Source organism: Pseudomonas sp. DC3200b2 (assembly GCF_049895785.1).
GTDB classification, from domain to species: Bacteria; Pseudomonadota; Gammaproteobacteria; order Pseudomonadales; family Pseudomonadaceae; genus Aquipseudomonas; species Aquipseudomonas massiliensis.
On sequence record NZ_JAFCTA010000001.1, the window covers coordinates 986,766 to 1,013,323 of the forward strand.

Here is a 26,558-nt window from a genome sequence, read left to right on the forward strand (position 1 = left end):
GGGTAATGACGGACACTCTGAGTGAAAACCTGGCGGTGCTTCGCCAGCGCTGGCCCGAGCTGGCGGCTCGCACCGAAGGTCAGTCCGTGGACGGCCTGGCGGTCGAAGTGGTGGAGGGGAAGGAACAAACCCTGAGCATCGACGGGATTCAACTGACCAGCCGTCATGGTCGGCTCGCCGAAGCGCAACTGCAAGCCGCCAGCTTGCCCGAAGGCGCCCCGGTGGTTCATTTGTACGGCTTCGGCCTGGGCGACCTGCAGCGAGTGCTGCTGGCGGAGCCGCGACTGGAGCGATTGCAGGTACATATCCTCAATGGCCCCTTGCTAGGCCTGGTGCTACAGGTTACCGACCACACTGACTGGCTCAGTGATCCTCGGGTTAGCCTGGCCCATGCGGGCGATGCCGGGGAAATCCAGCTGCCCTTCTTCGCGCTCCCTTCCGAGCTGGTATTGGCCGAGGAGGCGGCTGCCAAGATTCGGGACCGCCTGGTGAGTGAAACCCATCTGGCGTTCAACAATCGCGTCTTCACTGCACAGGATCCGGAGCTGGTGGCCCGGCTGCAAGAAAACGCGCCGCTGCTGTCGAGCGATGGCGACGTCGCCGAGCTGTTCGGCACCATCGAGGGCGCGGACGTCTATGTAGTAGCGACGGGGCCCAGCCTGGAACTGCACTATGAGCATTTGCGCCAGGCCCGACGTCCCGGAGGGCCCCTGCTGATCTGCGTGGACACCGCCTACCGGCCTTTGCTCGAGCGGGGGATAGTGGCGGATATCGTGGTCAGTATCGACCAGCGTATCTCGCCCCGTCACCTGCCCCCTGAACGTTCCCACGCCAGTACGCTGGTCTACATGCCCCTGCTGGCGGCGGACGTATTGAACCAGTGGCGAGGCCGTCGCCTGGCCACCTATTCGGCCAGTCCTGTCTATGCCGAGGCCCGGCGACGTTGGCCCAAGGCCCAATTGCATGGAGGCGGCAGCGTGATCCACCCGGCGGTTGACCTGGCCGTGCGCATGGGCGCGGCGCGGGTGACGCTGTTCGGGGCGGATTTCGCCTTTCCCAATGACAAGACCCACGCCGGCTGGCAGGACGGCGATCTGGGTCCGCAGTTGACCCATGCCCGTCACTGGGTGCTGGACGGCCACGGCGGTCGGGTACGTACCCAGCTCAATTTCCGCAGCTACCTCACTGAACTGGAGCGTTATATCGCTCGGCATCCACAGGTCGCTTTCTTCAATACCAGCCGGGGCGGCGCGCTGATCGCGGGCACCTCGTTCGACGAGAACCTTGTGCGTGACTGAACCGGATGAGTTGATCGACGCCTGCCTTCTGTGTGCCGGGCTGTTTCGCCTGGGCCGTGATGTCGAGGCGGCCTTGCGAATGGTGGACCTGTTCGACGCCCTGGCGCCGCGCCTGGCCCAGGCCGGGACAGAAGAGCAGCGAACCTGGGGCTTGCTGGTCAACGACATTTTTTCGCGTCAACAGCTTCAGGATTGGCTAGGTGTAGCCGATGCCCTGCAGTACGAGTTGGTGACGCTCATCACGGCCGGGCAGGCTTGAAACATCGCCCAACCGCGAGGCCTTTCCTGGCAAGTTCGAAACACCCGGCATGGCAAGTTGAAGGTCGGGACAATTGCCAAGAGAGTCACAGTTTTCCATCTTCGCCGGGTTGCGCTTAACGTCTTAACCCGTTGAAATTGAAGAGGAAAACAAAGAGGTGCGAAAAAATCTGCAAATGGCCCCTCAAGACAGCGACCAACACGACGATAACTAGTACGTAGGTTCTCTAGGCCACTTCCGGCCAGCCAGGGCCGGTAGCCAAAAGTACATCATTCCCGTTGAGGATTTCGTCATGTCGTTGACCGTTAATACCAACATCGCTTCCCTGACCGTTCAAAACAACCTGAACAAGGCTTCGTCCGCCACCAGCACCTCGATGACCCGTCTGTCCTCGGGCCTGAAGATCAATAGCGCCAAAGACGACGCCGCTGGCCTGCAGATCGCTACCCGTCTGACCACCCAGATCAAGGGTCTGACCGTAGCCACCAAGAACGCCAACGACGCCACCTCGATCGCCCAGACCGCTGAAGGCGCGCTGCAAGAAACCACCAGCATCCTGCAGCGTATGCGTGAACTGGCTGTCCAGTCGCGCAACGACTCCAACAGCACCGCTGACCGTACCGCTCTGCAGTCCGAATTCAGCCAGATGAGCGAAGAACTGACCCGTATCTCCACGTCGACCACCTTCGGTACCGGCATGAAGCTTCTGGACGGTTCGGCTTCCGGCCTGCAGTTCCAGGTTGGCGCCATGACCGGTGACGACCAGCACATCGACCTGGGCATCAGCCTGGACGCTTCGGCTGCCGGCCTGGGCCTGAGCGGCTCCGTGATCACCGGTACTGATGTAAGCACTGCCCACACCGCGATCGACTCGGCCATCAGCGCCATCGACGCTGCACTGAACACCGTGAACACCACCCGTGCCGACCTGGGTGCCAAGCAGAACCGTCTGGAAAGCACCATCAGCAACATCAGCAACATCATCGAGAACGCTACCGCTTCTCGCTCCACCATCCAGGATGTGGACTTCGCTGCGGAAACCGCTGAGCTGACCAAGCAACAAACCCTGCAGCAGGCTTCCACCGCGATCCTGTCTCAGGCCAACCAGATCCCGTCCGCTGTTCTGAAGCTGCTTCAGTAATATCGGTCGATGGTCAATGACGAGAGGGTGCGCCGAGCGCGCCCTTTTGTTGTTTTCACCCTGAGGTAAATGGTTATGGACATGAGTGTCAATGCAGTAAAGGCGCTTGAAGTCAGCAAGCCCATAACGCCGACCGCCGCCATCGGCCCCTCGACGCCCGCTTCGGCCAACGACCCGTCGGCCGCCAGTAACAGCGTGGCGCCCACGGGCAAGGTCGAGCGCGATCAGGTTGAGAAGGCCGTGGAGGACATCCAGGCGTTCGTGGATGCCAACCAGCGCAATCTTAATTTTTCCATCGACGAAACCACCGGTGACGTCGTGGTGAAGATAGTCGCGACCCAAAGCGGCGAGGTGATTCGGCAGCTCCCTTCCGAGGAAGCCTTGAAGATGGCGCAACGCCTGAAAGATCCCCACAGCCTGTTGTTCGACGAGCAGGCCTGAGGTGGGCACGGAACTTGTAATGTTCCGGTGAACAAGGCAGCCCGCCGGTTTCTCGGCGGCTGACCTACAGGAGAGGATCAATGGCTTCGACAACATCCACTACATCGGTCAGTTCGAGCGGCGGGATCACGGTCAGCGGCATCGGCTCCGGCATCGATACATCATCGATCGTCAGTGCCTTGGTGAACGCGTCCACCAGCCCTAAGCAGACCCAGATCACCAAGGCGGAAACCGCCACCAATACCACGCTGTCGGGCATCGGTAGCCTCAAGAGTGCGTTGGAAGCGTTCCAGACGGCCGCGGCCGCGCTGAACAATACCAACACCTTCATGGGGTTGACGGCGTCTTCTTCCCTGGAGACAGTGGTCAAGGCAACCTCGGACAACACGGCGTCCCCGGGTAGCTATTCGGTCAATGTCACGCAGCTGGCTACCGCCTCTAAAGTGGCCAGCAAGCTGTTCACCAGCGGCTCGAGCACGGCCATCAGTTCCGGTACCTTGTCTATCACCCAGGGCGGCAAGAGCTATTCGGTCACCGTTGGTTCCGGCGCGACCCTGAGCAGTGTGCGTGACTCGATCAACTCATCGCTATCGTCCAGTGGCATCAGCGCCAACATCGTGACGGACTCGAACGGGTCGCGCCTGGTGTTGACGTCCACCACCACGGGCGCCGGGTCGGACATCTCCACCAGCGGGATCTCCGAACTGACCATCGACGGTACGGCGCAACTCAATACCGGGGATAACACCAGCGCGGGCTACATCACCGCTCGGCCGGTCGATGCGGCGTATACCATCGACGGCTTGTCCATGACCAGCAGCAGCAATACTGTCGATAAGGCAGTGAGCGGTCTGAGCCTGACGCTCACGGGCACGGGTACCTCGACGGTGACCGTAGCGTCCGACAGTGACACGCTGAAAACCTCGGTGCAGTCGTTCGTGGATGCCTACAACACCATGATGACGGTCATCAACAACCAGACCAAGGTCACCTCCACCGGTGCGACCACTAGTACCAGCGATTCGGCCACCACGTCGGCCGGCGCGCTGACGGGTGACGCGATGGTTCGCAAGTTGGTGTCGCAGATTCGCGGCGCCCTGACTGAAGTCAGCACCACCAGCGGCTCGCTGAGCGTTCTGTCTCAGCTTGGGGTAGGCACCAACTCTTCCACCGGCCTGTTGTCCCTGGACGACACCAAGTGGAACACGGCCATGAAGACCCAGTATGGCAACGTGGCCACCCTGTTCACCGGTGAAGATGGCCTCATTACCCGGATGGACGACATCATCGAAGGGTACACGCAAACCGGTGGCGTGCTGGAAACCCGTCAGAAGTCGCTCAATGCCAAGTTGAGCGACCTGGACGAGCAGCAGGACGCGCTGGATCGACGCACCGAGTCCTTGACGGCCATTCTGACCGCCAAATACACGGCCATGGATACCCTGGTGGCGCAACTCAACGCGACCAGCACCAGTGTGCTGAACACGCTTGAAGCCATGAACAACTCCGACGACTGATCGGATGCCTGGCTGTCTTTGCCCGATGAGTCCACGTGGCTCATCGGGCTTTTTCATTTCAGCGTCGCGTTAAAGTTCGCCCGTTCTACGTCGATAAACTGAGCATGGGGACCTTCCGGTCCCGCCGATTTCGTCCTTTTTCCAAGAGGCCATTTCCGATGCATCCCATGAAGGCGCTCCGCCAATACCAGAAAGTGAATTCCCACGCCCAGGCGTCCGAGGCCAGTCCTCATCGCTTGGTGCAGATGCTGATGCAGGGCTGCCTGGATCGCCTGGCACAGGCCAAGGGCGCCATGGCGCGCGGTCAGGTGGCGGAGAAGGGCGTGATGCTGGGCAAGGCCATCGAGATCATCGGTGGCTTGCGTGAGGGGCTGGACCCGGAGAAGACCGACGACAAGAAGGGTATCGCTAGGCTCGACCAGCTGTACGCCTACATGATGAAGCAGCTGATCCAGGCGAACCGCAAGAACGATCCGAACATCGTCGACGAGGTCGCTCGCCTGATGATCACCGTCAAGGCTGGCTGGGATGCGATCGGTCATGCAGCTCAGGATTAATCGCGAGGACTCGACCATGAGTGCCCTTGAACGTATCGAATACACCCGCGTGGCGCTCAGCGAAGCACTGGCGGTGAAAGACTGGGCAGCGATCGGCAAGCTCGATCTGCAGATCCGCGCATGCCTCGATGGCCTGTTCGATAGCGTATCGGTAGACCCGGCGGTGATCCGCCACAATCTCGAATCCCTGCTCCACCTGTATCGTCAGCTGGTGGACGCCAGCCGCGGCGAGCGCCAGTCGGTGGTCGAGGAGCTTCAACAGGTCCGCCAAGGCCAGAATGCCAGCAAGGTATACCAGCTGTTCCGTTAAGCGAGAGCCGGGTGCTCTCGCGACTCGCGCCATCAACGCGCCATAAATTTGACTGTGCCGGCTTTTTTGACTTTACTAGTGCCTGTTCAACAGGTTCCGGCGTCTCAAGGTTCAGAGCCATGAGGGTGGCACATCGCCGTAGCGGGCATCCGGCCGTAGCGGGTATTGACTAGGGAAGTTGCTATTGCATGTGGCGTGAAACGAAAATTCTGCTGATCGATGACGATAGCGTTCGCCGCCGCGACATGGCGGTGATCCTCAGTTTCCTCGGTGAAGACAACCTGCCATGCGGCAGTGGTGACTGGGAGAGAACGGTCGAGGGCCTGCCCTCCAGTCGCGAAGTGCTTTGCGTGCTGGTCGGCACCCTGAGCGCGCCGGCGAACCTGCCGGGCCTGCTGAAGACCATCGCCGCCTGGGATGAATTCCTGCCGGTGCTGCTGCTCGGCGACAGCTCCCATGTGGAGCTGCCCGAGGACCAGCGCCGGCGCGTGCTTTCCAGCCTGGAGATGCCGCCCAGCTACAGCAAGCTGCTGGACTCGCTGCATCGGGCCCAGGTCTATCGCGAAATGTATGACCAGGCCCGCGAACGGGGCCGCCAGCGCGAACCCAACCTGTTCCGCAGCCTGGTCGGCACCAGCCGCGCCATCCAGCATGTGCGCCAGATGATGCAGCAAGTGGCCGATACCGACGCCAGCGTGCTGATCCTGGGCGAGTCGGGCACGGGCAAGGAAGTGGTCGCGCGCAACCTGCACTATCACTCCAAGCGACGCGACGCACCCTTCGTTCCGGTCAACTGCGGCGCCATTCCCGCCGAGTTGCTGGAAAGCGAACTCTTCGGCCACGAGAAAGGCGCCTTCACGGGTGCCATCACCAGCCGCGCAGGCCGCTTCGAGTTGGCGAACGGCGGTACGCTGTTCCTCGACGAAATCGGTGACATGCCCCTGCCCATGCAGGTCAAGTTGCTGCGCGTGCTGCAGGAGCGCACCTTCGAGCGAGTGGGCAGCAACAAGACCCAGAGCATCGACGTACGCATCATCGCGGCCACCCACAAGAACCTCGAGAGCATGATCGAGACGGGCAGCTTCCGCGAAGACCTTTACTACCGCCTCAATGTCTTCCCCATCGAGATGGCCCCTCTGCGCGAGCGGGTGGAGGATATTCCGCTGCTCATGAACGAGCTGATCTCGCGCATGGAGCATGAGAAGCGCGGATCCATCCGTTTCAACTCCGCCGCCATCATGTCGCTGTGCAGGCACGCCTGGCCGGGCAACGTGCGTGAACTGGCCAACCTGGTGGAGCGCATGGCGATCATGCATCCCTATGGCGTGATCGGGGTGTCCGAGCTGCCGAAGAAATTCCGCTATGTGGATGATGAAGACGAGCAACTGGTGGATAGCCTGCGCAGCGACCTGGAAGAGCGCGTCGCCATCAATGGCCATACGCCGGACTTCAGCTCCAGCGCCCTGCTGCCTCCCGAGGGGCTGGACCTCAAGGATTACCTGGGTGGGCTCGAGCAGGGGCTGATCCAGCAAGCCCTGGACGACGCCAATGGCATCGTTGCCCGAGCCGCCGAACGTCTGCGCATTCGTCGTACTACGCTGGTGGAAAAGATGCGTAAATACGGCATGAGCCGACGCGACGGCGACGAAGCCATCGACGACTGACCGCCTCGGGACGGCAGCCCCGCTGCCGCTACCCTGCTTTCCTTAGCCTTCGCTGGCTCCGGTGGGAGCCAGCGAAGCTGGCGACCGAGCCGGCTTGGTTCGTCTCCCCTGACGGGTACCAACCTTCGTATCTCCGACCATGACCTCGGGCATTTCAGCCCCTGGCAGGCACATCAATTGCAACTCCGGCTTATCAAGACCGTTTTCTGACGGTGAGCCACGAGAATCGATGATGTCCAAGGCCGCCCCGCTGCTCGACTCCCAGTCCTACCCTGCCCGTGATCCCCACGACGTGGACCAGGCCTTTGCCTTGTTCAACCAGGTATCGGCTCAGCTCAATGAGTCTTATCGGCTTCTGGAAAGCCGGGTCAGCGAGTTAAAAGGAGAATTGGCGCAGGTGGGCGAGGAACGCCTGCGTCAGTTGGCGGAGAAAGAACGTCTGGCCAATCGCCTCGAACACCTGTTGGAGGTGCTGCCCGGCGGTGTGATCGTTATCGATGGCCAGGGAGTGGTGGCTGAAGCCAATCCAGCGGCGGTGGCGCTTCTCGGCCCGCCACTGGTTGGGCAGCAATGGCGTGAAGTGATCGGCCGCTGCTTCGCCCCCCGCCGCGATGACGGTCATGAGGTTTCGCTCAAGGATGGCCGTCGCCTGTCCATCTCCACCCGTTCCCTGGGCACCGAGCCCGGTCAGTTGGTTCTGCTTACGGACTTGACGGAAACCCGACACCTGCAGGAGCAACTGGCCCGGCACGAGCGGCTGTCGGCCCTCGGTCGCATGGTCGCTTCGCTGGCTCATCAGATTCGCACGCCTCTTTCCGCGGCCATGCTTTATGCAGGCCATCTGCAAGAGGGCGTACTCCCCGCCGAGACTCGCCAGCGTTTCGCCAGTCGTCTCAAGGATCGGCTGCACGAACTTGAACATCAGGTGCGTGACATGCTGGTATTCGCCCGCGGTGAGCTTCCCCTGAACGATCGCCTGGCACCCGCCGAGCTATTTTCCGCGTTGCGAGAGGCAGCTCTCGCCCGTACTGAAGGGGTTGTGCTGCGCTGGCAGTGTGATGTCTACCACGGAACACTGCACTGCAACCGGGACACCCTGGTCGGCGCGCTGCTCAATCTGCTCGAGAACGCTCTGCAGGCCAGCACAGCTGCGCCTAGGCTCAAGGTCCACCTGTACAGCCGGGGCACAGAGCTGCGGTTATGCGTGAGCGACGCCGGGCCGGGTATCGACGAGACCACCCTGGCGCGGCTTGGAGAACCTTTCTTCACTACCCGATCCAACGGAACCGGTCTGGGCGTGGCGGTAGCGGTGGCGATCGCTCGGGCGCACGGTGGCCAGCTGCGCTTCAGGTCCCGGCCGGGTCGTGGCACCTGTGCGCTGCTGACCTTGCCGTTGCTGGAGCAGGAGGCCGTCCGGTGAGCATCCGCATTCTCCTGGTAGAGGATGATCGCGCCCTGCGCGAGGCCCTGGCCGATACTTTGTCGCTGGCTGGTCATGATCATGTGGCGGTGTCCTCGGCCGAGCAGGCCCTGGAGCGAGTAGCCGTCGGCGCATTCAGTCTGGTGATCAGCGATGTGAACATGCCAGGTATGGGCGGCCATGGTCTGCTACGCCAGTTGCGCGCCGGTTGGCCGCAGTTGCCGGTCTTGCTGATGACTGCCCATGGCAGTGTCAGCCAGGCGGTGGATGCGATGCGCCAGGGCGCGGTCGATTACCTGGTCAAGCCCTTCGAGGCCAAGGCCTTGCTGCAATTGGTCGAGCGCCACGCCTTGGGGCAACTCCCGGCCGCGGACAGCGACCCGGCGGTGGCGCGCGAGTCGGCCAGCCTGCGCCTGCTGGCCTTGGCGGCGAAGGTGGCTCGTAGTGACTCGACTGTGCTGATCTCCGGCGAGTCCGGCACGGGTAAAGAGGTGTTGGCGCGTTATATTCATCGGCATTCAGCGCGGGCGGACCAACCCTTCGTAGCGATCAACTGCGCGGCCATTCCCGACAATATGCTCGAGGCGACCCTGTTCGGCCACGAGAAAGGTGCCTTTACCGGAGCGGTGGCGGCCCAGTCTGGTAAGTTCGAGCAGGCCAATGGCGGCACCTTGCTGCTGGACGAGATCTCGGAGATGCCTCTTGGCTTGCAGGCCAAGCTGCTCCGCGTCCTGCAGGAACGAGAAGTGGAACGGGTGGGCGGGCGGCGCCCAATCCCTCTGGACGTGCGCATCCTGGCGACCACCAACCGCCAATTGCAGGAGGAAGTCGCCGCGGGGCGCTTCCGTGAAGACCTGTTCTATCGCTTGTCAGTATTCCCCCTGGCCTGGTTGCCCCTGCGCGACCGGCCGGGAGACATCCTGCCCCTGGCCGAACGCTTGCTCGCTCAACATGCGTCGAAGATGCGTCTGGGAATTGTCCGGCTGTCGGATAGCGCCCAGGCAACGCTGCTGGCTTATCCCTGGCCGGGCAATGTCCGCGAGCTGGACAACGCTGTGCAGCGGGCGCTGATCCTGCAGCAGAACGGTCTGGTTGCGCCTGAGGATTTCTGTCTCGGCGATGCCGCCATTGCGCTGCGAACCGCGCCAGCGGTGAATTACCGCGAAGCGGCCAGCGAACGTCTACCCGGCGGCCTGGGTGATGACCTGCGTCGTCGTGAGTTCGAGTTGATCCTCGATACCCTGCGAACCGAGCGTGGTCGGCGCAAGGAAGCCGCCGAGCGGTTGGGCATCAGCCCGCGAACCTTGCGCTATAAGCTGGCTCAAATGAGAGACGCCGGCATGGATGTCGAGACGTACCTGTTCGCTAGCTGATGTATCGCCCTTGTTGCCGTTGGCACTGCTCTTGCTACTCCCTAGGTAGACGACGGTTTTACCGTCAAAAAACTTGCAGGCCAGGAGAGCAGTGCCATGACCCAAGGTGTTGAATTCAATCGCTTGATGATGGACATGCGTTCCATGCAGCTCGAAGCCATGGGCGCGTCCAAGGCCAGCGCGGCTTCGGCTGTGAGCGCCAGCGGTGGCAGCAGCTTCGCCGACTTGCTTGGCAGCGCGGTGAACAAGGTCAGCGACACCCAGCAGGCGGCCAGTCAGTTGGCCAACGCGTTCGAGATCGGCAAGAGCGGCGTCGATCTGACGGATGTAATGATTTCCTCACAAAAAGCGAGCGTGTCTTTCCAAGCGCTGACCCAGGTTCGTAACAAGCTGGTGCAGGCTTACCAAGACATCATGCAAATGCCGGTTTGAGGGCAGGTTAGGTCATGGCGGAAGCAACTACGGACAACGTACCGGCGAAGAGCCCGGTGGCAAGCGGCAAGTCGATGCCGGGCATGGCCTTTCTCGATAACCTTTCGAAAATGCCAGTGCTGCGGCAGGTGGGCTTGCTGGTCGGCCTGGCCGCCAGCGTGGCCATCGGCTTCGCCGTGGTGCTCTGGTCTCAGCAGCCTGATTACCGGCCGCTGCTGACCAGCCTGCAGGGAATGGACGCCAAGCAGGTGACCGATACCCTGGCGGCGTCGGACATCCCTTATACCGTGGAGCCGAACACTGGCGCGCTGCTGGTGAAGTCGGAAGACATCGGCCGAGCGCGTCTGAAGTTGGCGTCTGCCGGTGTAGTGCAAAGCGACGGCAATGTCGGCTACGAAATTCTCGACAAGGACCAGGGCCTGGGCACCAGCCAGTTCATGGAGGCGACCCGCTACCGCCGCGGCCTGGAAGGGGAGCTGGCACGGACCATCTCGGCCCTGAACGGGGTCAAGGGCGCCCGTGTACATCTGGCGATTCCGAAAAGCTCGGTATTCGTACGCGATGAGCGCAAACCGACGGCTTCGGTGCTGGTTGAAATGTATGGCGGCCGTACCCTGGACCCCGGCCAGGTGATGGCTATCGTCAACCTCGTGGCGACCAGCGTGCCTGAAATGGAGCGTGCCGGGGTCACAGTGGTGGACCAGAAAGGCAACCTGCTGTCGGACCAGGCCGAAAACTCCGAACTGAGCATGGCCGGCAAGCAGTTCGACTATACCCGGCGCATGGAGAGCATGCTGACCCAGCGGGTGCAGAGCATTTTGCAACCGGTGCTGGGCAATGACCGCTTCAAGGCCGAAGTCTCGGCCATGGTGGATTTCAGCGCCGTGGAGTCGACGTCCGAACAGTTCAACCCGGACCAGCCGGCACTGCGCAGCGAGCAATCGGTGAGCGAGCAACGTTCCAGCAGCAGCGGCCCGCAAGGGGTGCCAGGCGCCCTCAGCAACCAGCCACCCGGCCCGGCCTCCGCGCCGCAGACCACCCGTGGCGGTGGCGGCGCGGCAGCGCCCCAGGCCATCCAGCCAGGCCAGCCCTTGCTCGACGCCAATGGCCAGCAGATCATGGATCCGGCCACCGGGCAGCCGATGCTCGCGCCTTACCCGGCGGACAAACGGCAACAGTCCACGAAGAATTTCGAGCTGGACCGCTCCATCAGCCATACCCGGCAACAGCAAGGCCGGCTAACCCGGCTCTCCGTTGCGGTGGTGGTCGACGACCAGGCCAAGCTTAACCCGGCCAATGGCGAGATCACCCATACGCCCTGGGGCGCCGCAGACCTGGCGCGCTTCCAGCGCCTGGTGCAGGACGCGGTGGGCTTCGATGCCAGCCGGGGAGACAGCGTGACGGTGATCAACGCGCCGTTCAGCCCGGATCAGGGCGAGGTGATCGCCGAGCCGTCCTTCTACCAGCAGCCCTGGTTCTGGGATGTGGTCAAGCAGGCGATGGGCGTGTTGTTCATCCTGTTCCTGGTGTTCGGGGTGCTGCGCCCGGTACTTAACAACATCACTGGCGGCGGCAAGTCCAAGCAGCTGGCGGTGGATGGCGAGGGTGTACCTGGCGCGGGCGGTATCGCCGGCGGCGCTGGTGGCTTCACTGGAATGAATGGGGAGCTGGCCGAGGACCGGGTCAGCCTGGGCGGGCCGCAGAGCATCATGCTGCCGAGCCCCACGGAGGGCTATGACGCCCAGTTGAATGCAATCAAGAGTCTTGTGGCCGAAGACCCGGGCCGTGTCGCGCAGGTCGTGAAAGAGTGGATCAACGCAGATGAGTAGCAATCAGGCAGTTGCCGTACCCAAGCTTACCAAGGTCGACAAGGCCGCGATCCTCCTGCTGTCCCTGGGCGAGACCGACGCGGCCCAGGTGCTGCGGCACATGGGGCCGAAGGAAGTCCAGCGGGTCGGCGTGGCGATGGCGCAGATGCGCAATGTGCACCGTGAGCAGGTCGAGGAGGTGATGACCGAGTTCGTGGCCAGCGTGGGCGACCAGACCAGCCTGGGCGTAGGCTCGGACGGGTATATCCGCAAGATGCTGACCCAGGCCTTGGGCGAAGACAAGGCCAACGGGCTGATCGACCGCATCCTGTTGGGCGGCAACACCAGTGGCCTGGACAGCCTAAAGTGGATGGAGCCGCGGGCCGTGGCCGACGTGATTCGCTACGAGCATCCGCAGATCCAGGCCATCGTGGTGGCTTACCTGGACCCGGACCAGGCTGGCGAAGTGCTTGGCCACTTCGACCATAAGGCGCGCCTGGACATCGTGTTGCGCGTGTCTTCGTTGAACACGGTGCAGCCGGCGGCCTTGAAGGAACTCAACACCATTCTGGAGAAGCAGTTCGCGGGCAACTCCACTACGGCCCGTACTACCCTGGGCGGTATCAAGCGTGCCGCCGACATCATGAACTTCCTCGACAGCTCGGTCGAAGGCCAGCTCATGGATTCGATCCGCGAGATCGATGCCGAGCTGTCCGGCCAGATCGAAGACCTGATGTTCGTGTTCAACAACCTCAAGGACGTGGACGATCGTGGCATCCAGGCGCTGCTGCGCGAGGTGTCCTCGGAAGTGCTGGTGGTCGCCCTCAAGGGTGCCGACGATGGCATCAAGGAAAAGATCTTCAAGAACATGTCCAAGCGAGCCTCCGAGCTGCTGCGCGACGACCTGGACTCCAAGGGGCCGGTGCGCGTCAGCGACGTGGAAACGGCGCAGAAGGAAATCCTCACCATTGCCCGTCGAATGGCCGAGGCGGGGGAAATTGTATTGGGTGGCAAAGGCGGCGAGGAAATGATCTAAGGTTCCAGCTGTCCTATCTTATGCACGCCGCGGCGTGCCGCTAGACTGTGTGCAAGACGGCTTCGTCGGGTGCTGCGTCGCTACCTGAGAGTCCGCCCGCCGGCGGCCGGGCGGGGCCGACGGCCCGGTGCCAGGTCGCCGCTTTCGCCCACAGCCTAGCCAAGCCGCGTCGCTCGCCGAAGCGTTTTCCAGGAAAAATCATTGATGAGCCAGTCGAGCAAGGAACCGGTCAGCGAATTGATTCGCGCCAAGGATCTGCAGGGCGTGGATGTTTGGCGGCTGCCGAGTTTCGACCCCGAGTCACCCCCTCCGGAGCCGGAGCCCGAAGAGGTCGCTGAAATCGAAGAGGTGCCCCTCGAGGAGGTGCAGCCACTGACCCTCGAGGAGCTGGAGGCGATTCGCCAGGAGGCGTACAACGAAGGCTTCGCCACGGGCGAGCGCGACGGCTTCCATGCCGCCCAGCTCAAAGTACGGCAGGAGGCGGAGGTTGCCTTGCAGGCCCGCCTGGCCACTTTGGAAACCCTCATGGGCAACTTGCTGGCGCCTATCGCCGAGCAGGACACCCAGATCGAGCGTTCGTTGGTGGAGCTGGTCAGCCATATCGCCCGTGAGGTGATCCAGCGCGAATTGCGTATCGAATCTTCCCAGATCGAACGGGTGACCCAGGAAGCGCTCAAGCTGTTGCCGATGGGCGCCAATAATATTCGGATTTTCATCCATCCCCAGGATTTCGAGCAGATCAAGGCCCTGCGTGAGCGACACGAGGAGAAGTGGAAAATCCTCGAAGATCCGGCCTTGCTGCCCGGCGGTTGTCGCGTGGAAAGTGAACACAGCCGGATCGACGCCAGCGTCGAAACGCGCATCACCCAGGCCCTGGCGCAATTGTTCGACCAGTTGCACGAGCAGGGCATGCATCCGGCCGAAGCCGACCTGCGCCTTGAACTGGAGACCAGCGATGCGACTTGACCGTACCAGCTTCGCCAAGCGGCTCAGCACCTATCCCGCGGCGGTGGATCTGCCCCGCCAGGCGGTGGTGGAGGGCCGCCTGTTGCGCATGGTAGGGCTGACCCTGGAAGCCGAGGGCTTGCGCGCGGCCATGGGTACCCGCTGCGTGGTGATCAACGACGATAGCTACCATGCCTCCCAGGTAGAAGCCGAAGTCATGGGGTTCTCCGGTAGCAAGGTGTTTCTGATGCCTGTCGGCAGCGCTGCCGGTATTGCGCCTGGCGCGCGGGTAGTGCCTCTGGCTGACACCGGCCGCCTGCCCATGGGCATGAGCATGCTGGGCCGGATTCTCGACGGAGCCGGCCGCGCGCTGGACGGCAAGGGGCGGATGCGCGCCGAAGACTGGGTGCCCCTGGACGGCCCTACCATCAACCCCTTGAACCGTGACCCCATCAGCCAGCCGCTGGACGTGGGCATTCGCTGCATCAACGGGTTGCTGACGGTGGGCCGTGGTCAGCGCCTGGGCCTGTTCGCCGGCACCGGGGTGGGCAAGAGTGTACTGTTGGGCATGATGACGCGCTTCACCGAGGCGGAGATCATCGTGGTGGGGCTGATCGGTGAACGGGGCCGCGAAGTAAAGGAGTTCATCGAGCATATTCTCGGGCCCGAGGGCCTGAAGCGGTCGGTGGTAGTGGCGGCCCCGGCGGACGATGCGCCGCTGATGCGCCTGCGGGCGGCCATGTATTGCACCCGTATCGCTGAATACTTCCGTGACAAGGGCAAGAACGTTCTTCTGCTGATGGATTCGCTTACCCGTTATGCCCAGGCTCAGCGGGAGATCGCTCTGGCCATTGGCGAGCCGCCGGCGACCAAGGGCTACCCGCCGTCGGTTTTCGCCAAGCTGCCCAAGCTGGTGGAACGCGCCGGCAATGCCGAAGCCGGGGGTGGATCGATCACGGCGTTCTACACCGTACTCTCGGAGGGGGATGACCAACAGGACCCGATCGCTGACTCGGCCCGCGGCGTACTGGATGGCCATATCGTGCTCTCTCGCCGCCTGGCCGAAGAGGGACACTACCCGGCCATCGACATCGAAGCGTCCATCAGCCGGGTGATGCCCTCGGTGGTCACGCCACAGCACCTTTCCCAGGCCCAGCAGTTCAAGCAGCTGTGGTCTCGCTACCAGCAGAGTCGCGACCTGATCAGCGTTGGCGCCTACGTGGCCGGCGGGGATCGGGAAACGGACATGGCTATCAGCTTGCACCCGCAGCTGGTCCACTATCTGCGCCAGGGCCTGCACGACAACGAGAGCCTGCAGGCCAGTTCTGAGCGCCTGGCGACGGTGTTCCGTCCGCTGGCGCCGGGTTGATCGATCATGGCTACCAGTCGCGCGGCGCGCTTGGCGCCGGTAGTGGAAATGGCGGAAAAGGCCGAACGCACGGCAGCTCAGCGTCTGGGCCATTTCCAAGGCCAGGTGCGCCTGGCGGAAGCCAAGTTGCAGGAGCTGGAGCAGTTCCGGATGAACTACCAGCAGCAGTGGATCGCCAATGGCACCCACGGTGTATCGGGTCAGTGGCTGATGAACTACCAGCGGTTTCTCAGCCAGCTGGAAACGGCGGTGGGGCAACAGCGCAAGAGCCTGGCCTGGCATCAGAACAACCTCAACAACGCCCGCGATACTTGGCAGAAGGCCTATGCTCGGGTAGAAGGGCTGCGCAAACTGGTCATGCGCTACATGACCGAGGCGCGCACGCTGGAAGACAAGCGCGAACAGCGATTGCTGGATGAACTTTCCCAGCGCCTGCCGCGGTCTGATTCATACTGACGCACTAATAGCCACGCGGCATTGAACACTTGTGAGCCGCAGCCGGGCGTGCGCTCGCCAAGGCCCTGGCCGTTGTCTTCGACGCCGTGGGCCCGGCCTAGCCAGTTTCCGTTAATCGCCTAAAGAAGGAACGCCATATGGCAGTAATCACAGCAACGCTGTCAGAGGAAACCCGGGAGCTCGTCATTCGCATCGACGGTCGGTTCGACTTCGGTTGCCATCAACAATTTCGCGAGGCGTTCGAGCGCTACCTGCCAGCCAAGGACATCAAGGTCGTGGTGGATCTGGGCAGCACCAGTTACCTGGACAGTTCGGCGCTGGGCATGCTGTTGCTGCTCCGGGACCACGCCGGAGGCGAAAAGGCCGATATCCGCCTGATCAACGCATCGAGCGACGTGAAGAAGATCCTGGGGATTTCCAACTTCACCCAGCTGTTCTCGGTCGACTGATGCTCCCGGACAGCCCCTCGGTCTCGGTGCTGATCGCCGATGACAACATGACGGACCGGATGCTGCTGTCAAGCATCGTCCGGCGTCAGGGGCACCATGTGCTCCAGGCAGGTAACGGCGACGAGGCGGTACGGGTGTTCGAGCAGATGCGGCCGCAGATCGTCCTGCTCGATGTCATGATGCCGGTGATGGACGGTTTCGAGGCCGCGCGGCGTATCAAGGCACTGGCCGGCGAAGCCTTGGTGCCGGTGATCTTCCTCACGTCGATGTCGGAAGACGAAGCGCTGGTGCGCTGTCTCGAGGCTGGCGGCGATGATTTTCTTCCCAAGCCCTATAACCAGATCATCCTGGCCGCGAAGATCCATGCCATGGAGCGCATGCGCCGACTGCAGGCCACTGTGCTCAAGCAGCGTGACGAGCTGGCCCGCCACCATGGTCACCTGCTCAACGAGCAACGGGTCGCCAAGGCCGTGTTCGACCAGGTAGCGCATTCCGGATGCCTTGGCGCGCCCAATATCCGTTATCTGCAGTCACCTTATGCCCTGTTCAACGGCGATCTGCTGCTGGCTGCCTCCAGCCCGGGCGGAGACCTGCATGTGCTGCTCGGCGACTTCACCGGGCATGGCCTGCCGGCGGCGGTAGGCGCGATGCCCTTGGCCGATGTGTTCTACGGCATGACCGCCAAGGGCTACGGCCTGACCGAAACCCTGCGGGAGATGAATGCCAAGCTCAAGCGCATACTGCCGCCGGACATGTTCTGCTGTGCCACCCTGATCAACCTCAGCGTCAATCGCCGCATGGTTGAGGTCTGGAATGGCGGCATGCCCGACGGCTACTTGCTGCGAAACAACGGCGAGCGGGTGCTACTGTCGTCCAAGGCGCTGCCCTTGGGGATTCTTGCCCCGGAGCGCTTCGATCCCAAGACCCAGGCATTCCCCATCGAACAGGGGGATCGCATCTTCCTGCTTTCCGATGGCGTGATCGAAACCACCAACGATCGCGAGATGCTGTTCGGGGTGGAGCGTCTGGAGGCCGTGCTGGCGAGCAACCAGGACCGGGACCGACTCTTCGAGGACATTCGCCAGGCCTTGCAGGCGTTCCACGGAGAGACCCGTGACGACGTCAGCATGGTACAGGTGGCGGCGGTGGATTCGGCCAGCCTGCCGCCGGCGGCCTTGTCACCGGATCGTGGGCAACCGACCCCTACGGACTGGACCGTTTCGTTCGAATTCCGCGCCGAGACCCTCAAGCGTTACAACCCGTTGCCGTTCCTGCTCCAGCTTTTGCAGGAGGTGCGTGGCCTGCGTGACCAGAGCGGCGCACTCTATACCGTGCTGACCGAGTTGTATTCCAATGCCCTGGAGCATGGCGTGTTGGGGCTGGAGTCCTCGCTCAAGCGCGACGCCGATGGTTTCACCCGTTATTACCAACTTCGCGAGGAGCGCCTGCGCCAGTTGCAGGACGGCTACGTCAAGGTTCAGCTCACGGTTTCGCCGCAAGGGGAAGACGGCGGCCGGCTGGTGATCTTCATCGAGGACAGCGGTGAGGGCTTCGATGTCTCCGGTACGCTGAAGCAGGCCGGAGAAGGGCTTGGCTACTCCGGCCGGGGCATGAGGCTTGTGCGGGCCTTGAGCCAGGCCGCTGATTGGTCCGATGACGGGCGTAGCGCGCGCGTGGAATTCACCTGGGAGGGTCAGGCATAATCCGCCGCCAAGGAGAACGACGTGACCACACCACCGCTGGATGCAGACGTGTTGGCCAAGCTGGAAGAGCTCATGGGCGAGGATTTCCCCCTGTTGGTGGAAACATACCTGAAGGATTCGGAGCACCGCCTGGGCCAGTTGATGAGCGCCACCGACCCTCGGGTCGTGCGGGAGGCAGCCCATAGTTTCAAGGGCAGCAGCAGCAATATGGGCGCGCTGAGTTTGGCGCGGCTCTGTGGCGACCTTGAGAAACAACCCCTGGAAGCGCCCGCCGCGACAATCGCCCTTCTGCAAGCGCAGATCGCCACGCTCTATGCCGACGTTCGTGCCGCTTTCCTCGCCATGCGACGGGAGCCTTGAGTATCACTGAGTTTATGGCCCGCCTTTTGCTTTAGTCCCCGCAACAGTTCATTTACCCACTGTGCGGGGTCGTTGTCATGACGGTCGCTTCAAACCCACTCTTGCAAATCGGGAGCCTGAACGGGGCTTCTGGCAAAACTCAAGTTACCGCGGTCGGCTCGGTGAACAAAGCCGCTGATACCGCCAAGGACGCGACTTCCAGCTTTGCTGAGGTCTATGCCAAGGAGCATCAGGCGCAGCCGCAGAAAGCCTCGCCCAAGGCAAGCACGCGGCCAAATGATCATCTGACGCAGGGCGACAAAAAGTCAGCGGTGGCAGGCAAGGCTAAAGACGATAAACCGTCGGTTGCCGCCAGCGGCAACGCTTCGCCGGTTTCGAAAGCCGACAAGGTCAGTCGGGCGGATAAGGCAGATAAGGCGGATAAGACGGATCGCGTCGGCGAGACGGATAAGGCAAACGACAGCGCTCCGGCTGACGAAGTTGCCGCAAACGATGAAGCGAACGTCAAGGATGCCGACCCCGCCGATGAAGCGGCTACCGCGGCCATGCCCGAACCGGCCTTGGCCGCTCCGGGTGTGGCCGAGCCCCAGGTGCCCACTGCTTCCACCGACGCGCCCCTTGACCCGGGCCAGCAGCCGCAGGGGGTGCTTGATCCGGCACAGCTACAGGCCGTGGTTACTCCTGGGGCCACCGACGCCGCCGAGGATTTCGATCCGGCCGCCGATCCTCTGGCAGACCTTCCCATGGTGCGCATGGCCTTGGAGCAAAGCGCCAAGGCCCAGGGGACGACTTCGGTTCATGCTCAGGCCCAGGCCCAGGATGCTCAAACCCAAGCGGCGAGCGATCCGGCCAGTACGTCTACGTTCGCCGAGAGCCTGGGGCTCGTTGGCGAGCAGCAAAAGCTCACCGATGGCGCTAGCGATGCCACCGAGGAAGGCGGCATCGGGGCGATAAGCGAGCTCAAGAGCGGCCTGGGCGAAGGTAGCGGCAACCGGGTCAGTGACCTGGGCGGCTCGCTGAGCCAACTGAGCCAGGCGGTGGGTAGCAAGGGCGCGGCCGCGGCCACGCCCTTGGCGCAACCCTTGAACATGCAGCAGAACGGCTGGAGCGAAGGCCTGGTCAACCGGGTCATGTACCTGTCGAGCCAGAACCTGAAGTCAGCGGATATCCAGTTGAACCCACTGGAGCTGGGACGCCTGGACATCCGCGTTGACGTTACCGCTGACCAGCAGACCCAGATCAGTTTCCACAGCGCGCACCTGGGTGTAAGGGATGCCCTGGAAAGCCAGCAAGGCCGCTTGCGTGACATGCTGGCGCAGCAGGGTTTGAGCCAGGTGGACGTGAGCGTGTCTGACCAGTCGCGGCAGTCCCAACAGCAGCAACAGCAGCAGGCTCACGCCCAGGCAGCCCAGGGCGGTGGTCGTAGCGGCGATATCACCGGTAGCGATGGCGAGGATGCTGAGGTTTCGGCTGTAGCCCAAGCCGCCGCGACCCAGTCGGTGGTCGGTAGCAGCCTGGTGGATTACTACGCCTGAGCCACTGGGCGTTGCCAGCGAAGCGGGCGTGCGGGCCTTGCCTTGCCTTCACGTTCGTGGCTCGCTACGACGCTCGGCGGCGCTGTCGACTGCAGGCGCTGGATTCCAGACCCGGGCCGCGCGAGCGGCTCCGAGGTAGCGGAGGGTATCAACGCGTGTGCAGCCAGCTGGAGGTGGCACCGATACGGATCCTCCATCCCAGCGGGCAATAGCGGTGGGTATGCCGGCGTATCTCCCGATACAAGGCGCCAGCTTCCCTGGCCGGCACATAAAGCTCGTTGGCGATGCGGCAGAGGGCGCGGAACTGGCGAACGTCCGGCAATCTATCCAACAACACATCATTGAAGACACCGGGGCCGGTGACCTGGCTGATCCGCCTGGCGTAGGTGGTCACGCTCTCGGCGTCGTCAACGCCCTCATAGGGGCGCTGATAGTACAGGTCGCGGTTGGATAGAAAGCGGTTGTAGCTTTCCCGTGATACGTTTTCCAGCAGTGGGTTGTCCGCCAAGGTCGCGAAATTGCTGGTATTGAAGCCGCAATGCAAGCCAAGCCGCGGCTCGCTGACCAGATTGTTCAGCAGCAGACGCCCTGGCGACACTGTCCAGTCGTAACTGCTGAAGCCTTCGTTTTCAAGGGTGCTGCCATAGATGTAGTCATCCACGTCCATATAGACCCCTCCATGGAACTGCAGCAGGCGATAGCGCAGCACATCGACCGCGCTCGCGTAATTGATTCCGGTTGCCTGTGTGGCTGCCCTGAATTGAGCGTGATAGGGCGTATGGATGAAATCATCGAAGAACGGTGTCTGGCGCAGCTCGTGAATACGCAGGTTGTCCGGCGCTTCGGCCAGATCGGCTAGCATCAGGCTTCGGTCCAGCGGATCAGGCACGTCCAGGTATAAATGGTAGGTAAAGGGTCGCTTGCCCTTGCCGGCCTCTCGGGCATTGCGCAGCACGTTATCCGCCAGCTGGCGCGGCATGCGCCGGCCTAGCCAGACGCTGTGGATCTCCCTTGGGATGGGGAGCCGCTCGGCCTCGGCCGTTTCCGGGATGATCCAGGGGTAGTGTGCGGGAATGCCCAGCTCAGCCGTGGCCGCCTCGATTTCGGTACTTCCGGGAGAGGCCGCGCGGGAGATATCAAAGGGTTCGAACCGACCTATGCGATCGTTGTAGCGAAAGGCCGACCCGAGGACGGTTCGCCAGCTTTCGCTGAAGGGATCGAAACGTACGAGCCGTAGACTGTCTTCGACTTCGATCAGGTAGCTCGGCGCGAGCACGCTGCTCAGCGGCTGGCGTCGCACGCCCCGCAGCACCCGAGCACCGGTCAGGTACCAGGGCCTGGGCTCGACCGGGGAAAGCAGCCGCAGCCGAGCCGGGCTCATTTGCGCATGAGCCAGGTGGCATTCGTTGTCCAGCCAGGCGCCGTCGGCCAGGGTCTCCAGTTCCGGCGGGGTCAGGGCTCTATCCTGCTGACCCAAAAGCGCAAGGGTATTGGCCCGATTAAGGCGAAGGTTCAGGCGTAGCGAGACCACCCTCAACCCCCGGGCCTGGATGCGGAAAAGATGGAAGGGGCCGTCGAAGTTAGCCTTGGCGAATGCCAGGGCACCTTCGGCGCTGCCGAAGGTTCGCAAGGCCGCCCCATCAAGCATGGGGGGCAATCGAGCGAACTCTCCAGTCGGCGGCAACCCGTTTTCCAGAAGGGTCGTGACCGGTTGCGCTCGGCCAGCCTCCTGAACGGCGAAAAGCATGTCCAGGTCGGTGCGCTCGATCATGCCGCGAGCATTCAGTGGCTCTCTGGAAACGGGTGATCGGGGAAGGGCCGGTGTGGGTGGAGGCGACGTGTCTTCATCGGTTTCCCACGGCCAGTCCGCCGGCTCGCCCGTCGCCAGGAAGGGGAGAGTGAACAGCGCCAGTAGCCCTTGGCCTACGGCCCCCAGGATGGCTTGGTTGCGTTCTGAGCTGGAGCGTGCCTCTACCGCCTGATCGATGTACAGGCCCATGCTGGTCATGGCGGCGGCGACGCTGGCCAGCGCCATGGGCCAGCCAATGGGAGCAAAATCAGCGGTCAGCCGCGAAAGGGTGGAAAGAAAGGCAACGGCCTGCGCCTTGCGCAACCTGCTGTCGCTGGTCAAGGCATGGTCGGCGTTGCGCTGCATTTCAGCGTGGGCGCGTTCGGCCAGCCACTCGAAGGGGTCAAGACCTGGAGGCAGGGGCACACCGGAAACCGATGCCGGGCCTAGCTGACCTTGAGCAAGGCGGGTAAGCGCGCGGGGCGTGGGACCATCATCGAAATTGAAGTATTCCTCCGGTTTCATCATGGCGCTGCCGCGGCGCCCTTGCTCCATCAGCCAGAGGTGTAGCGCGGCATGGCTCGTAAAGTGCCGTACCACGGGGGAGTGGCTGAGGTTGTACAGGAAGAGCCCAGCCGAGGGTGTCTCGATGCAGAGCACGTTCCGGCTCACGGCCTTGTCGATGGTAAGCATCGAAATCCGCAGCCCGTTGTCAGGCATTTGGCGGCGGGCCAGGGTAGTGGGGCCGAACACCTGGCCCGTTCTTGGCGCCAGCGCGCCGCGCAGTTGCCGTAGGCCATTGGCATCGAGATCGCCCTGCGCGCGGGCATGACCAAGACGCGCCAGAGCCATGGCTCGATTCAGCGTGATGTAGTCATCCGTACGTACGCGCCAGAAATCTGCCAAGCGGGTGCGGTATCGAGTAGCGAAGTCGCGCTTCCAGAACACGGCGCTCAGTTGACTGGGAAGCAGCCTGACTTCGCAGTGTTCATCGAACCGGGGCGATCGCGCGACGGTATAAAAACCGCTCAGTTGATCGAGTACGTCAAGGCTGTCCTGATCGGCCGCTGGAAAGCGCTGGATGATCAGCTCGGTAAAGCTGCAGCTTTGCACGGGTGGACCCTCATGCGCCCAGCCGCTGTAGGCCCTGGGGCTGGACACTGCCTCGGTGAAGCGATGCCAGTGGATCTCGTCCGGGTCCAGGTTGGATAAGCCAAACAGATCCAGCAGGTACCGGCCTTCGTTCCTGGCCGCTCTGGTCAGATCAGGGTAGTCGTCGAACCAGCGCTGGCTGACCTGCAGTAACTGGGCCCATTGATGAGTGCGCGCATCCTGTACCATCACCGCATCCTCGTCGAAAAGGCGGAGCCTGCCGCGACGCCAGGTTGGTCCGGTAGTGCATAACGCAGCGCTGGCCCGTGCAGGACGATCTGGCATAACACTTGCTCGCTAGCCTGCAGGTGTTCGAGTACCCCTTATCGCGACGGATTATTGGCATGGCTAAGAAAGAAGAAGACGCAGGCGCCGCTCCCCAGAAAAAAGGCAAGCTCAAGTTCATCCTGATCATCGTCATTGGGTTGTTGCTTGCGGTCGGCGCGTCCGTGGGCGGAACCTGGTACTTCATGAACAAGTCCCAACAAAAGGAAGAGAAAGCGCCTGACGCCGCCGCGGCGCCTGTAAAGGCTCCGGCGATCTACATGGCCCTGGACCCGGCCTTTGTGGTGAACCTGACGCAGAATGGCAAGCAGCGTTACCTGCAAGTGAGCATGACCTTGATGACCCATGACCAGGCCGCGCTTGACGCGCTTAAAGTTCATCTGCCGGTGATTCGTAACAATCTGGTGATGGTCCTGTCAGGTCAGGACTTCTCTACCCTGGCCAGCCCGGTGGGCATCGAGATGTTGCGGCAGAAGGTGACCGCCAGCGTTCAGGACGTGGCACAGAAAGAGGTTGGCAAGCTGGGCGTGGACCAAGTGCTGTTCACCAATTTCGTATTGCAATAGGAAGACCTATGGCCATGCAGGATCTGTTATCACAGGACGAGATCGACGCGCTGCTGCACGGCGTAGACGATGGCCTGGTACAGACCGAATCTCCGGTCGAGCCGGGCAGCGTCAAAACCTATGACCTGACCAGCCAGGACCGCATCGTTCGCGGACGCATGCCGACCCTGGAAATGATCAACGAGCGTTTCGCGCGCTACACCCGGGTAAGCATGTTCAACCTGCTGCGGCGCTCGGCGGACGTGGCGGTCGGTGGCGTACAGGTGATGAAGTTCGGCGAATACATCCATTCGCTTTACGTTCCGACCAGCCTGAACCTGGTAAAGGTCAAGCCGCTGCGCGGCACGGCCTTGTTCATTCTGGACGCCCGGCTGGTGTTCAAGCTGGTGGACAATTTCTTCGGAGGCGACGGACGTCATGCCAAGATCGAGGGGCGTGAATTCACGCCGACCGAATTGCGCGTGGTGCGCATGGTGCTGGACCAGGCCTTCATTGACCTGAAGGAAGCCTGGCAAGCGGTGCTGGAGGTGAATTTCGAATTCATCAACTCCGAAGTGAATCCCGCCATGGCCAACATCGTCGGCCCCAGCGAGGCCGTGGTGGTATCGACCTTCCATGTGGAGATGGATGGAGGCGGTGGCGACCTGCATGTGGCCATGCCGTACTCCATGGTCGAGCCTATCCGCGAAATGCTCGATGCCGGATTCCAGTCCGACCTGGACGACCAGGACGAGCGCTGGATCAAGGCTCTGCGCGAAGACGTGCTGGATGTGTCGGTGCCGTTGAGCGCCACCGTGGCCCGTCGACAACTTAAGCTCAGGGACATCCTGCACATGCAGCCCGGTGATGTGATCCCGGTGGAATTGCCCGAGGAACTGGTCATGCGCGCCAATGGCGTACCTTCGTTCCGGGCGCGGCTGGGCTCGCACAAGGGCAATCTGGCGCTCCAGATCACCACACCTATCGAGCGCCGTTGAGTCGGCGCGTCGACATTCATGCACATTGAGGGATAACGATGGCTGACGATAAAGACACCTCCGCCGACGATCAGGCACTGGCCGATGAGTGGGCCGCAGCCTTGAGCGAGTCCGGCGAGGCAGGCCAGAACGATATCGACGCCCTGTTGCAGGCCGATGCCGCGGCGCGGCCGGCCGGCACCCGCCTGCCCATGGAAGAGTTCGGCTCTTCCCCCAAACCTTCCGATACCCACGGCATGGAAGGTCCCAACCTGGATGTGATCCTGGACATTCCGGTGACCATCTCCATGGAAGTGGGCAGCACCGAAATCAACATTCGTAACCTGCTGCAGTTGAACCAGGGCTCGGTGATCGAGCTGGACCGGCTGGCGGGCGAGCCGCTGGACGTGCTGGTCAACGGTACGCTGGTCGCCCATGGCGAGGTGGTGGTGGTCAACGAGAAGTTCGGCATCCGCCTGACCGATGTGATCAGCCCGGCCGAACGTATCAAGAAGCTGCGTTGATGAGGGCTCTGTTGGCGTGGGGCCTGAGCACCGTCTCGCTGGGTCTGGCCGCAGCCGAATCCGCGCCCGCCGCCGTGGCAGGCGCGACCGCTCCGGCGACGGGGCTGGGCAGTGGCATGGCGGCGCAGTTGGGGCAGACGGCCCTGGGGCTGCTGGCCGTGGTCGCGGTCATCCTGGGCCTGGCCTGGCTATTGCGGCGGATGCAGCAGGTCAGCCCTCGTGGCGGGCAGGTGATCGAATTGCTGGGCGCGCGCTCCCTCGGCCCGCGGGACCGGCTGGTGCTGGTCCAGGTGGGCCGGGAGCAGATCCTGCTGGGCCTTTCGCCAGGCCGCATCACCCCCTTGCACGTGCTGCAGCACCCTGTTGAGACAACCACGCCCGGTGAACCCGTGGCGCCAGAATTCGCCCAGCGGCTCATGGAACTGCTTGGCAAGGATCATAAGGATAGGAAGTGATGCGCACCTTGCGCTGGCTGATTCCCCTTTGCGGGGCGCTGATCGCGCCCTCCGTGCTGGCCGCCGATCCGCTGTCCTTGCCAGCGATCACCATGACCACCGGAGCCAACGGGCAGCAGGAATACTCGGTAAGCCTGCAGATCCTGGCCATCATGACCGCGCTGAGTTTCATCCCGGCGTTCGTCATGCTGATGACCAGCTTCACCCGGATCATCATCGTGTTTTCCATTTTGCGCCAGGCGCTGGGCCTGCAGCAGACGCCGTCCAACCAGCTGCTGACGGGCATGGCGCTGTTCCTGACCATGTTCATCATGGCGCCGGTGTTCGACCGGGTGAACAACGACGCCTTGCAACCGTACCTGGCTGAACGCATGAGCGCCCAGGACGCCTTGGCCCGGGCCGAGGTGCCAGTCAAGGACTTCATGCTGGCGCAAACCCGCCAGAGCGACCTGGATCTGTTCATGCGCCTGTCGCGCCGGACGGACATCGCCAGTCCCGACCAGGCGCCGCTCAGCATTCTGGTACCGGCCTTCGTCACGTCGGAACTCAAGACGGCTTTCCAGATTGGTTTCATGATCTTCATTCCGTTCCTGATCATCGACCTGGTGGTGGCCAGTGTGCTGATGGCCATGGGGATGATGATGCTTTCACCGCTGATCATTTCCCTGCCTTTCAAGATCATGCTGTTCGTGCTGGTGGACGGCTGGGCGTTGATCATCGGTACCCTGGCCGGCAGTTTCGGCGGTGTTTGATCCAAG

The 26,558-nt window shown here is 62.6% G+C and carries 26 protein-coding genes; 25 read left to right on the forward strand and 1 reads right to left on the reverse strand.

Features of this window, described 5'->3' with window-relative positions:
- The first annotated feature begins 5 nt into the window (after positions 1-5).
- The 20 genes from ACP691_RS04745 to ACP691_RS04840 all read left to right on the forward strand — a co-directional run bounded on the left by ACP691_RS04745 (position 6) and on the right by ACP691_RS04840 (position 20,073).
- Positions 6-1,298, forward strand: a complete 1,293-nt coding sequence (locus tag ACP691_RS04745) for a motility associated factor glycosyltransferase family protein (protein ID WP_426153743.1) — start codon at positions 6-8, stop codon at positions 1,296-1,298.
- A complete protein-coding gene (locus ACP691_RS04750; protein ID WP_426153741.1) occupies positions 1,291-1,557 on the forward strand; it encodes a hypothetical protein in 267 nt (88 codons plus the stop codon). The genes ACP691_RS04745 and ACP691_RS04750 overlap by 8 nt, the downstream gene beginning before the upstream one ends.
- Positions 1,558-1,849: 292 nt before the next feature.
- Complete coding sequence (locus ACP691_RS04755; RefSeq protein ID WP_426198507.1) at positions 1,850-2,698, forward strand: flagellin domain-containing protein; 849 nt, start codon at positions 1,850-1,852, stop codon at positions 2,696-2,698.
- A gap of 75 nt (positions 2,699-2,773) precedes the next feature.
- Complete coding sequence (locus ACP691_RS04760) at positions 2,774-3,139, forward strand: flagellar protein FlaG (protein WP_426152662.1); 366 nt, start codon at positions 2,774-2,776, stop codon at positions 3,137-3,139.
- Positions 3,140-3,219: 80 nt separating this feature from the next.
- A complete protein-coding gene (gene fliD, locus ACP691_RS04765) occupies positions 3,220-4,656 on the forward strand; it encodes a flagellar filament capping protein FliD (RefSeq protein WP_426152663.1) in 1,437 nt (478 codons plus the stop codon).
- A gap of 158 nt (positions 4,657-4,814) precedes the next feature.
- Positions 4,815-5,213, forward strand: coding sequence for a flagellar export chaperone FliS (gene fliS, locus ACP691_RS04770; RefSeq protein WP_426152665.1), 399 nt, complete (start codon positions 4,815-4,817; stop codon positions 5,211-5,213).
- 16 nt (positions 5,214-5,229) lie between these two features.
- Positions 5,230-5,523, forward strand: a complete 294-nt coding sequence (locus ACP691_RS04775; protein ID WP_426152667.1) for a flagellar protein FliT — start codon at positions 5,230-5,232, stop codon at positions 5,521-5,523.
- Positions 5,524-5,711: 188 nt separating this feature from the next.
- Entirely contained in the window at positions 5,712-7,187 is a 1,476-nt protein-coding gene (locus tag ACP691_RS04780) for a sigma-54 dependent transcriptional regulator (RefSeq protein WP_426152669.1), read from the forward strand.
- Between the two features lie 232 nt (positions 7,188-7,419).
- Positions 7,420-8,607, forward strand: a complete 1,188-nt coding sequence (locus ACP691_RS04785; RefSeq protein ID WP_426153004.1) for a sensor histidine kinase — start codon at positions 7,420-7,422, stop codon at positions 8,605-8,607.
- Entirely contained in the window at positions 8,604-9,980 is a 1,377-nt protein-coding gene (locus ACP691_RS04790) for a sigma-54-dependent transcriptional regulator (RefSeq protein WP_426152671.1), read from the forward strand. Before ACP691_RS04785 ends, ACP691_RS04790 begins: the two co-directional genes overlap by 4 nt.
- Before the next feature lie 96 nt (positions 9,981-10,076).
- Positions 10,077-10,412, forward strand: a complete 336-nt coding sequence (fliE, locus tag ACP691_RS04795; RefSeq protein ID WP_040262316.1) for a flagellar hook-basal body complex protein FliE — start codon at positions 10,077-10,079, stop codon at positions 10,410-10,412.
- A 14-nt stretch (positions 10,413-10,426) separates the two neighbouring features.
- On the forward strand, positions 10,427-12,241 hold the full coding sequence (gene fliF / locus ACP691_RS04800) for a flagellar basal-body MS-ring/collar protein FliF (protein ID WP_426152673.1): 1,815 nt from the start codon (positions 10,427-10,429) through the stop codon (positions 12,239-12,241).
- Complete coding sequence (gene fliG / locus ACP691_RS04805) at positions 12,234-13,256, forward strand: flagellar motor switch protein FliG (protein WP_040262318.1); 1,023 nt, start codon at positions 12,234-12,236, stop codon at positions 13,254-13,256. Before fliF ends, fliG begins: the two co-directional genes overlap by 8 nt.
- A 204-nt stretch (positions 13,257-13,460) precedes the next feature.
- Entirely contained in the window at positions 13,461-14,222 is a 762-nt protein-coding gene (gene fliH, locus ACP691_RS04810) for a flagellar assembly protein FliH (RefSeq protein ID WP_426152676.1), read from the forward strand.
- Entirely contained in the window at positions 14,212-15,570 is a 1,359-nt protein-coding gene (fliI, locus tag ACP691_RS04815; protein ID WP_426152678.1) for a flagellar protein export ATPase FliI, read from the forward strand. The genes fliH and fliI overlap by 11 nt, the downstream gene beginning before the upstream one ends.
- A gap of 6 nt (positions 15,571-15,576) precedes the next feature.
- Positions 15,577-16,026: a flagellar export protein FliJ gene (fliJ, locus tag ACP691_RS04820; RefSeq protein ID WP_040262321.1), complete on the forward strand. Its 450-nt coding sequence runs from the start codon at positions 15,577-15,579 to the stop codon at positions 16,024-16,026.
- Positions 16,027-16,163: 137 nt separating this feature from the next.
- Positions 16,164-16,475: an STAS domain-containing protein gene (locus ACP691_RS04825; protein WP_040262322.1), complete on the forward strand. Its 312-nt coding sequence runs from the start codon at positions 16,164-16,166 to the stop codon at positions 16,473-16,475.
- Entirely contained in the window at positions 16,475-18,178 is a 1,704-nt protein-coding gene (locus ACP691_RS04830) for an ATP-binding SpoIIE family protein phosphatase (protein WP_426152680.1), read from the forward strand. The genes ACP691_RS04825 and ACP691_RS04830 overlap by 1 nt, the downstream gene beginning before the upstream one ends.
- A 21-nt stretch (positions 18,179-18,199) precedes the next feature.
- Positions 18,200-18,538, forward strand: a complete 339-nt coding sequence (locus tag ACP691_RS04835) for an Hpt domain-containing protein (RefSeq protein WP_426152684.1) — start codon at positions 18,200-18,202, stop codon at positions 18,536-18,538.
- Between the two features lie 161 nt (positions 18,539-18,699).
- Positions 18,700-20,073: a flagellar hook-length control protein FliK gene (locus ACP691_RS04840; protein WP_426152686.1), complete on the forward strand. Its 1,374-nt coding sequence runs from the start codon at positions 18,700-18,702 to the stop codon at positions 20,071-20,073.
- 148 nt (positions 20,074-20,221) lie between these two features.
- Here the strand turns inward: ACP691_RS04840 and ACP691_RS04845 are convergent, their stop codons facing one another.
- Positions 20,222-23,203, reverse strand: a complete 2,982-nt coding sequence (locus ACP691_RS04845; protein WP_426152688.1) for a dermonecrotic toxin domain-containing protein — start codon at positions 23,201-23,203, stop codon at positions 20,222-20,224.
- Positions 23,204-23,358: 155 nt separating this feature from the next.
- On the opposite strand from ACP691_RS04845, the gene ACP691_RS04850 reads away from it, so the two are divergent.
- From ACP691_RS04850 to fliP, 5 genes are read left to right on the forward strand one after another with little or no spacing between them, the layout of a single operon-like run.
- On the forward strand, positions 23,359-23,865 hold the full coding sequence (locus tag ACP691_RS04850; protein WP_426152690.1) for a flagellar basal body-associated FliL family protein: 507 nt from the start codon (positions 23,359-23,361) through the stop codon (positions 23,863-23,865).
- Positions 23,866-23,873: 8 nt separating this feature from the next.
- The gene (fliM, locus tag ACP691_RS04855) at positions 23,874-24,842 is read left to right on the forward strand and encodes a flagellar motor switch protein FliM (protein WP_040262328.1); all 969 of its coding nucleotides are present in this window, start codon (positions 23,874-23,876) and stop codon (positions 24,840-24,842) included.
- A 38-nt stretch (positions 24,843-24,880) separates the two neighbouring features.
- Positions 24,881-25,345, forward strand: a complete 465-nt coding sequence (gene fliN / locus ACP691_RS04860) for a flagellar motor switch protein FliN (RefSeq protein WP_426152692.1) — start codon at positions 24,881-24,883, stop codon at positions 25,343-25,345.
- Positions 25,345-25,800 carry a flagellar biosynthetic protein FliO gene (gene fliO, locus ACP691_RS04865; RefSeq protein WP_426152694.1) on the forward strand — a complete coding sequence of 152 codons (456 nt, stop codon included), beginning with the start codon at positions 25,345-25,347 and terminating at the stop codon, positions 25,798-25,800. Before fliN ends, fliO begins: the two co-directional genes overlap by 1 nt.
- Positions 25,800-26,552 carry a flagellar type III secretion system pore protein FliP gene (fliP, locus tag ACP691_RS04870; protein ID WP_040262331.1) on the forward strand — a complete coding sequence of 251 codons (753 nt, stop codon included), beginning with the start codon at positions 25,800-25,802 and terminating at the stop codon, positions 26,550-26,552. The genes fliO and fliP overlap by 1 nt, the downstream gene beginning before the upstream one ends.
- The last annotated feature ends 6 nt before the right edge of the window (positions 26,553-26,558 follow it).

What these genes read in the sequence shown, in the direction of transcription:
- ACP691_RS04745 (WP_426153743.1), top strand. Translation starts at nt 6, where the DNA reads ATGACGGACACTCTGAGTGAAAACCTGGCGGTGCTTCGCCAGCGCTGG.
- ACP691_RS04755 (WP_426198507.1), top strand. Translation starts at nt 1,850, where the DNA reads ATGTCGTTGACCGTTAATACCAACATCGCTTCCCTGACCGTTCAAAAC.
- ACP691_RS04760 (WP_426152662.1), top strand. Translation starts at nt 2,774, where the DNA reads ATGGACATGAGTGTCAATGCAGTAAAGGCGCTTGAAGTCAGCAAGCCC.
- fliD (WP_426152663.1), top strand. Translation starts at nt 3,220, where the DNA reads ATGGCTTCGACAACATCCACTACATCGGTCAGTTCGAGCGGCGGGATC.
- fliS (WP_426152665.1), top strand. Translation starts at nt 4,815, where the DNA reads ATGCATCCCATGAAGGCGCTCCGCCAATACCAGAAAGTGAATTCCCAC.
- ACP691_RS04775 (WP_426152667.1), top strand. Translation starts at nt 5,230, where the DNA reads ATGAGTGCCCTTGAACGTATCGAATACACCCGCGTGGCGCTCAGCGAA.
- ACP691_RS04780 (WP_426152669.1), top strand. Translation starts at nt 5,712, where the DNA reads ATGTGGCGTGAAACGAAAATTCTGCTGATCGATGACGATAGCGTTCGC.
- ACP691_RS04785 (WP_426153004.1), top strand. Translation starts at nt 7,420, where the DNA reads ATGTCCAAGGCCGCCCCGCTGCTCGACTCCCAGTCCTACCCTGCCCGT.
- fliE (WP_040262316.1), top strand. Translation starts at nt 10,077, where the DNA reads ATGACCCAAGGTGTTGAATTCAATCGCTTGATGATGGACATGCGTTCC.
- fliF (WP_426152673.1), top strand. Translation starts at nt 10,427, where the DNA reads ATGGCGGAAGCAACTACGGACAACGTACCGGCGAAGAGCCCGGTGGCA.
- fliG (WP_040262318.1), top strand. Translation starts at nt 12,234, where the DNA reads ATGAGTAGCAATCAGGCAGTTGCCGTACCCAAGCTTACCAAGGTCGAC.
- fliH (WP_426152676.1), top strand. Translation starts at nt 13,461, where the DNA reads ATGAGCCAGTCGAGCAAGGAACCGGTCAGCGAATTGATTCGCGCCAAG.
- fliI (WP_426152678.1), top strand. Translation starts at nt 14,212, where the DNA reads ATGCGACTTGACCGTACCAGCTTCGCCAAGCGGCTCAGCACCTATCCC.
- fliJ (WP_040262321.1), top strand. Translation starts at nt 15,577, where the DNA reads ATGGCTACCAGTCGCGCGGCGCGCTTGGCGCCGGTAGTGGAAATGGCG.
- ACP691_RS04825 (WP_040262322.1), top strand. Translation starts at nt 16,164, where the DNA reads ATGGCAGTAATCACAGCAACGCTGTCAGAGGAAACCCGGGAGCTCGTC.
- ACP691_RS04830 (WP_426152680.1), top strand. Translation starts at nt 16,475, where the DNA reads ATGCTCCCGGACAGCCCCTCGGTCTCGGTGCTGATCGCCGATGACAAC.
- ACP691_RS04845 (WP_426152688.1), bottom strand. Translation starts at nt 23,203, where the DNA reads ATGGTACAGGATGCGCGCACTCATCAATGGGCCCAGTTACTGCAGGTC.
- ACP691_RS04850 (WP_426152690.1), top strand. Translation starts at nt 23,359, where the DNA reads ATGGCTAAGAAAGAAGAAGACGCAGGCGCCGCTCCCCAGAAAAAAGGC.
- fliM (WP_040262328.1), top strand. Translation starts at nt 23,874, where the DNA reads ATGGCCATGCAGGATCTGTTATCACAGGACGAGATCGACGCGCTGCTG.
- fliN (WP_426152692.1), top strand. Translation starts at nt 24,881, where the DNA reads ATGGCTGACGATAAAGACACCTCCGCCGACGATCAGGCACTGGCCGAT.
- fliO (WP_426152694.1), top strand. Translation starts at nt 25,345, where the DNA reads ATGAGGGCTCTGTTGGCGTGGGGCCTGAGCACCGTCTCGCTGGGTCTG.
- fliP (WP_040262331.1), top strand. Translation starts at nt 25,800, where the DNA reads ATGCGCACCTTGCGCTGGCTGATTCCCCTTTGCGGGGCGCTGATCGCG.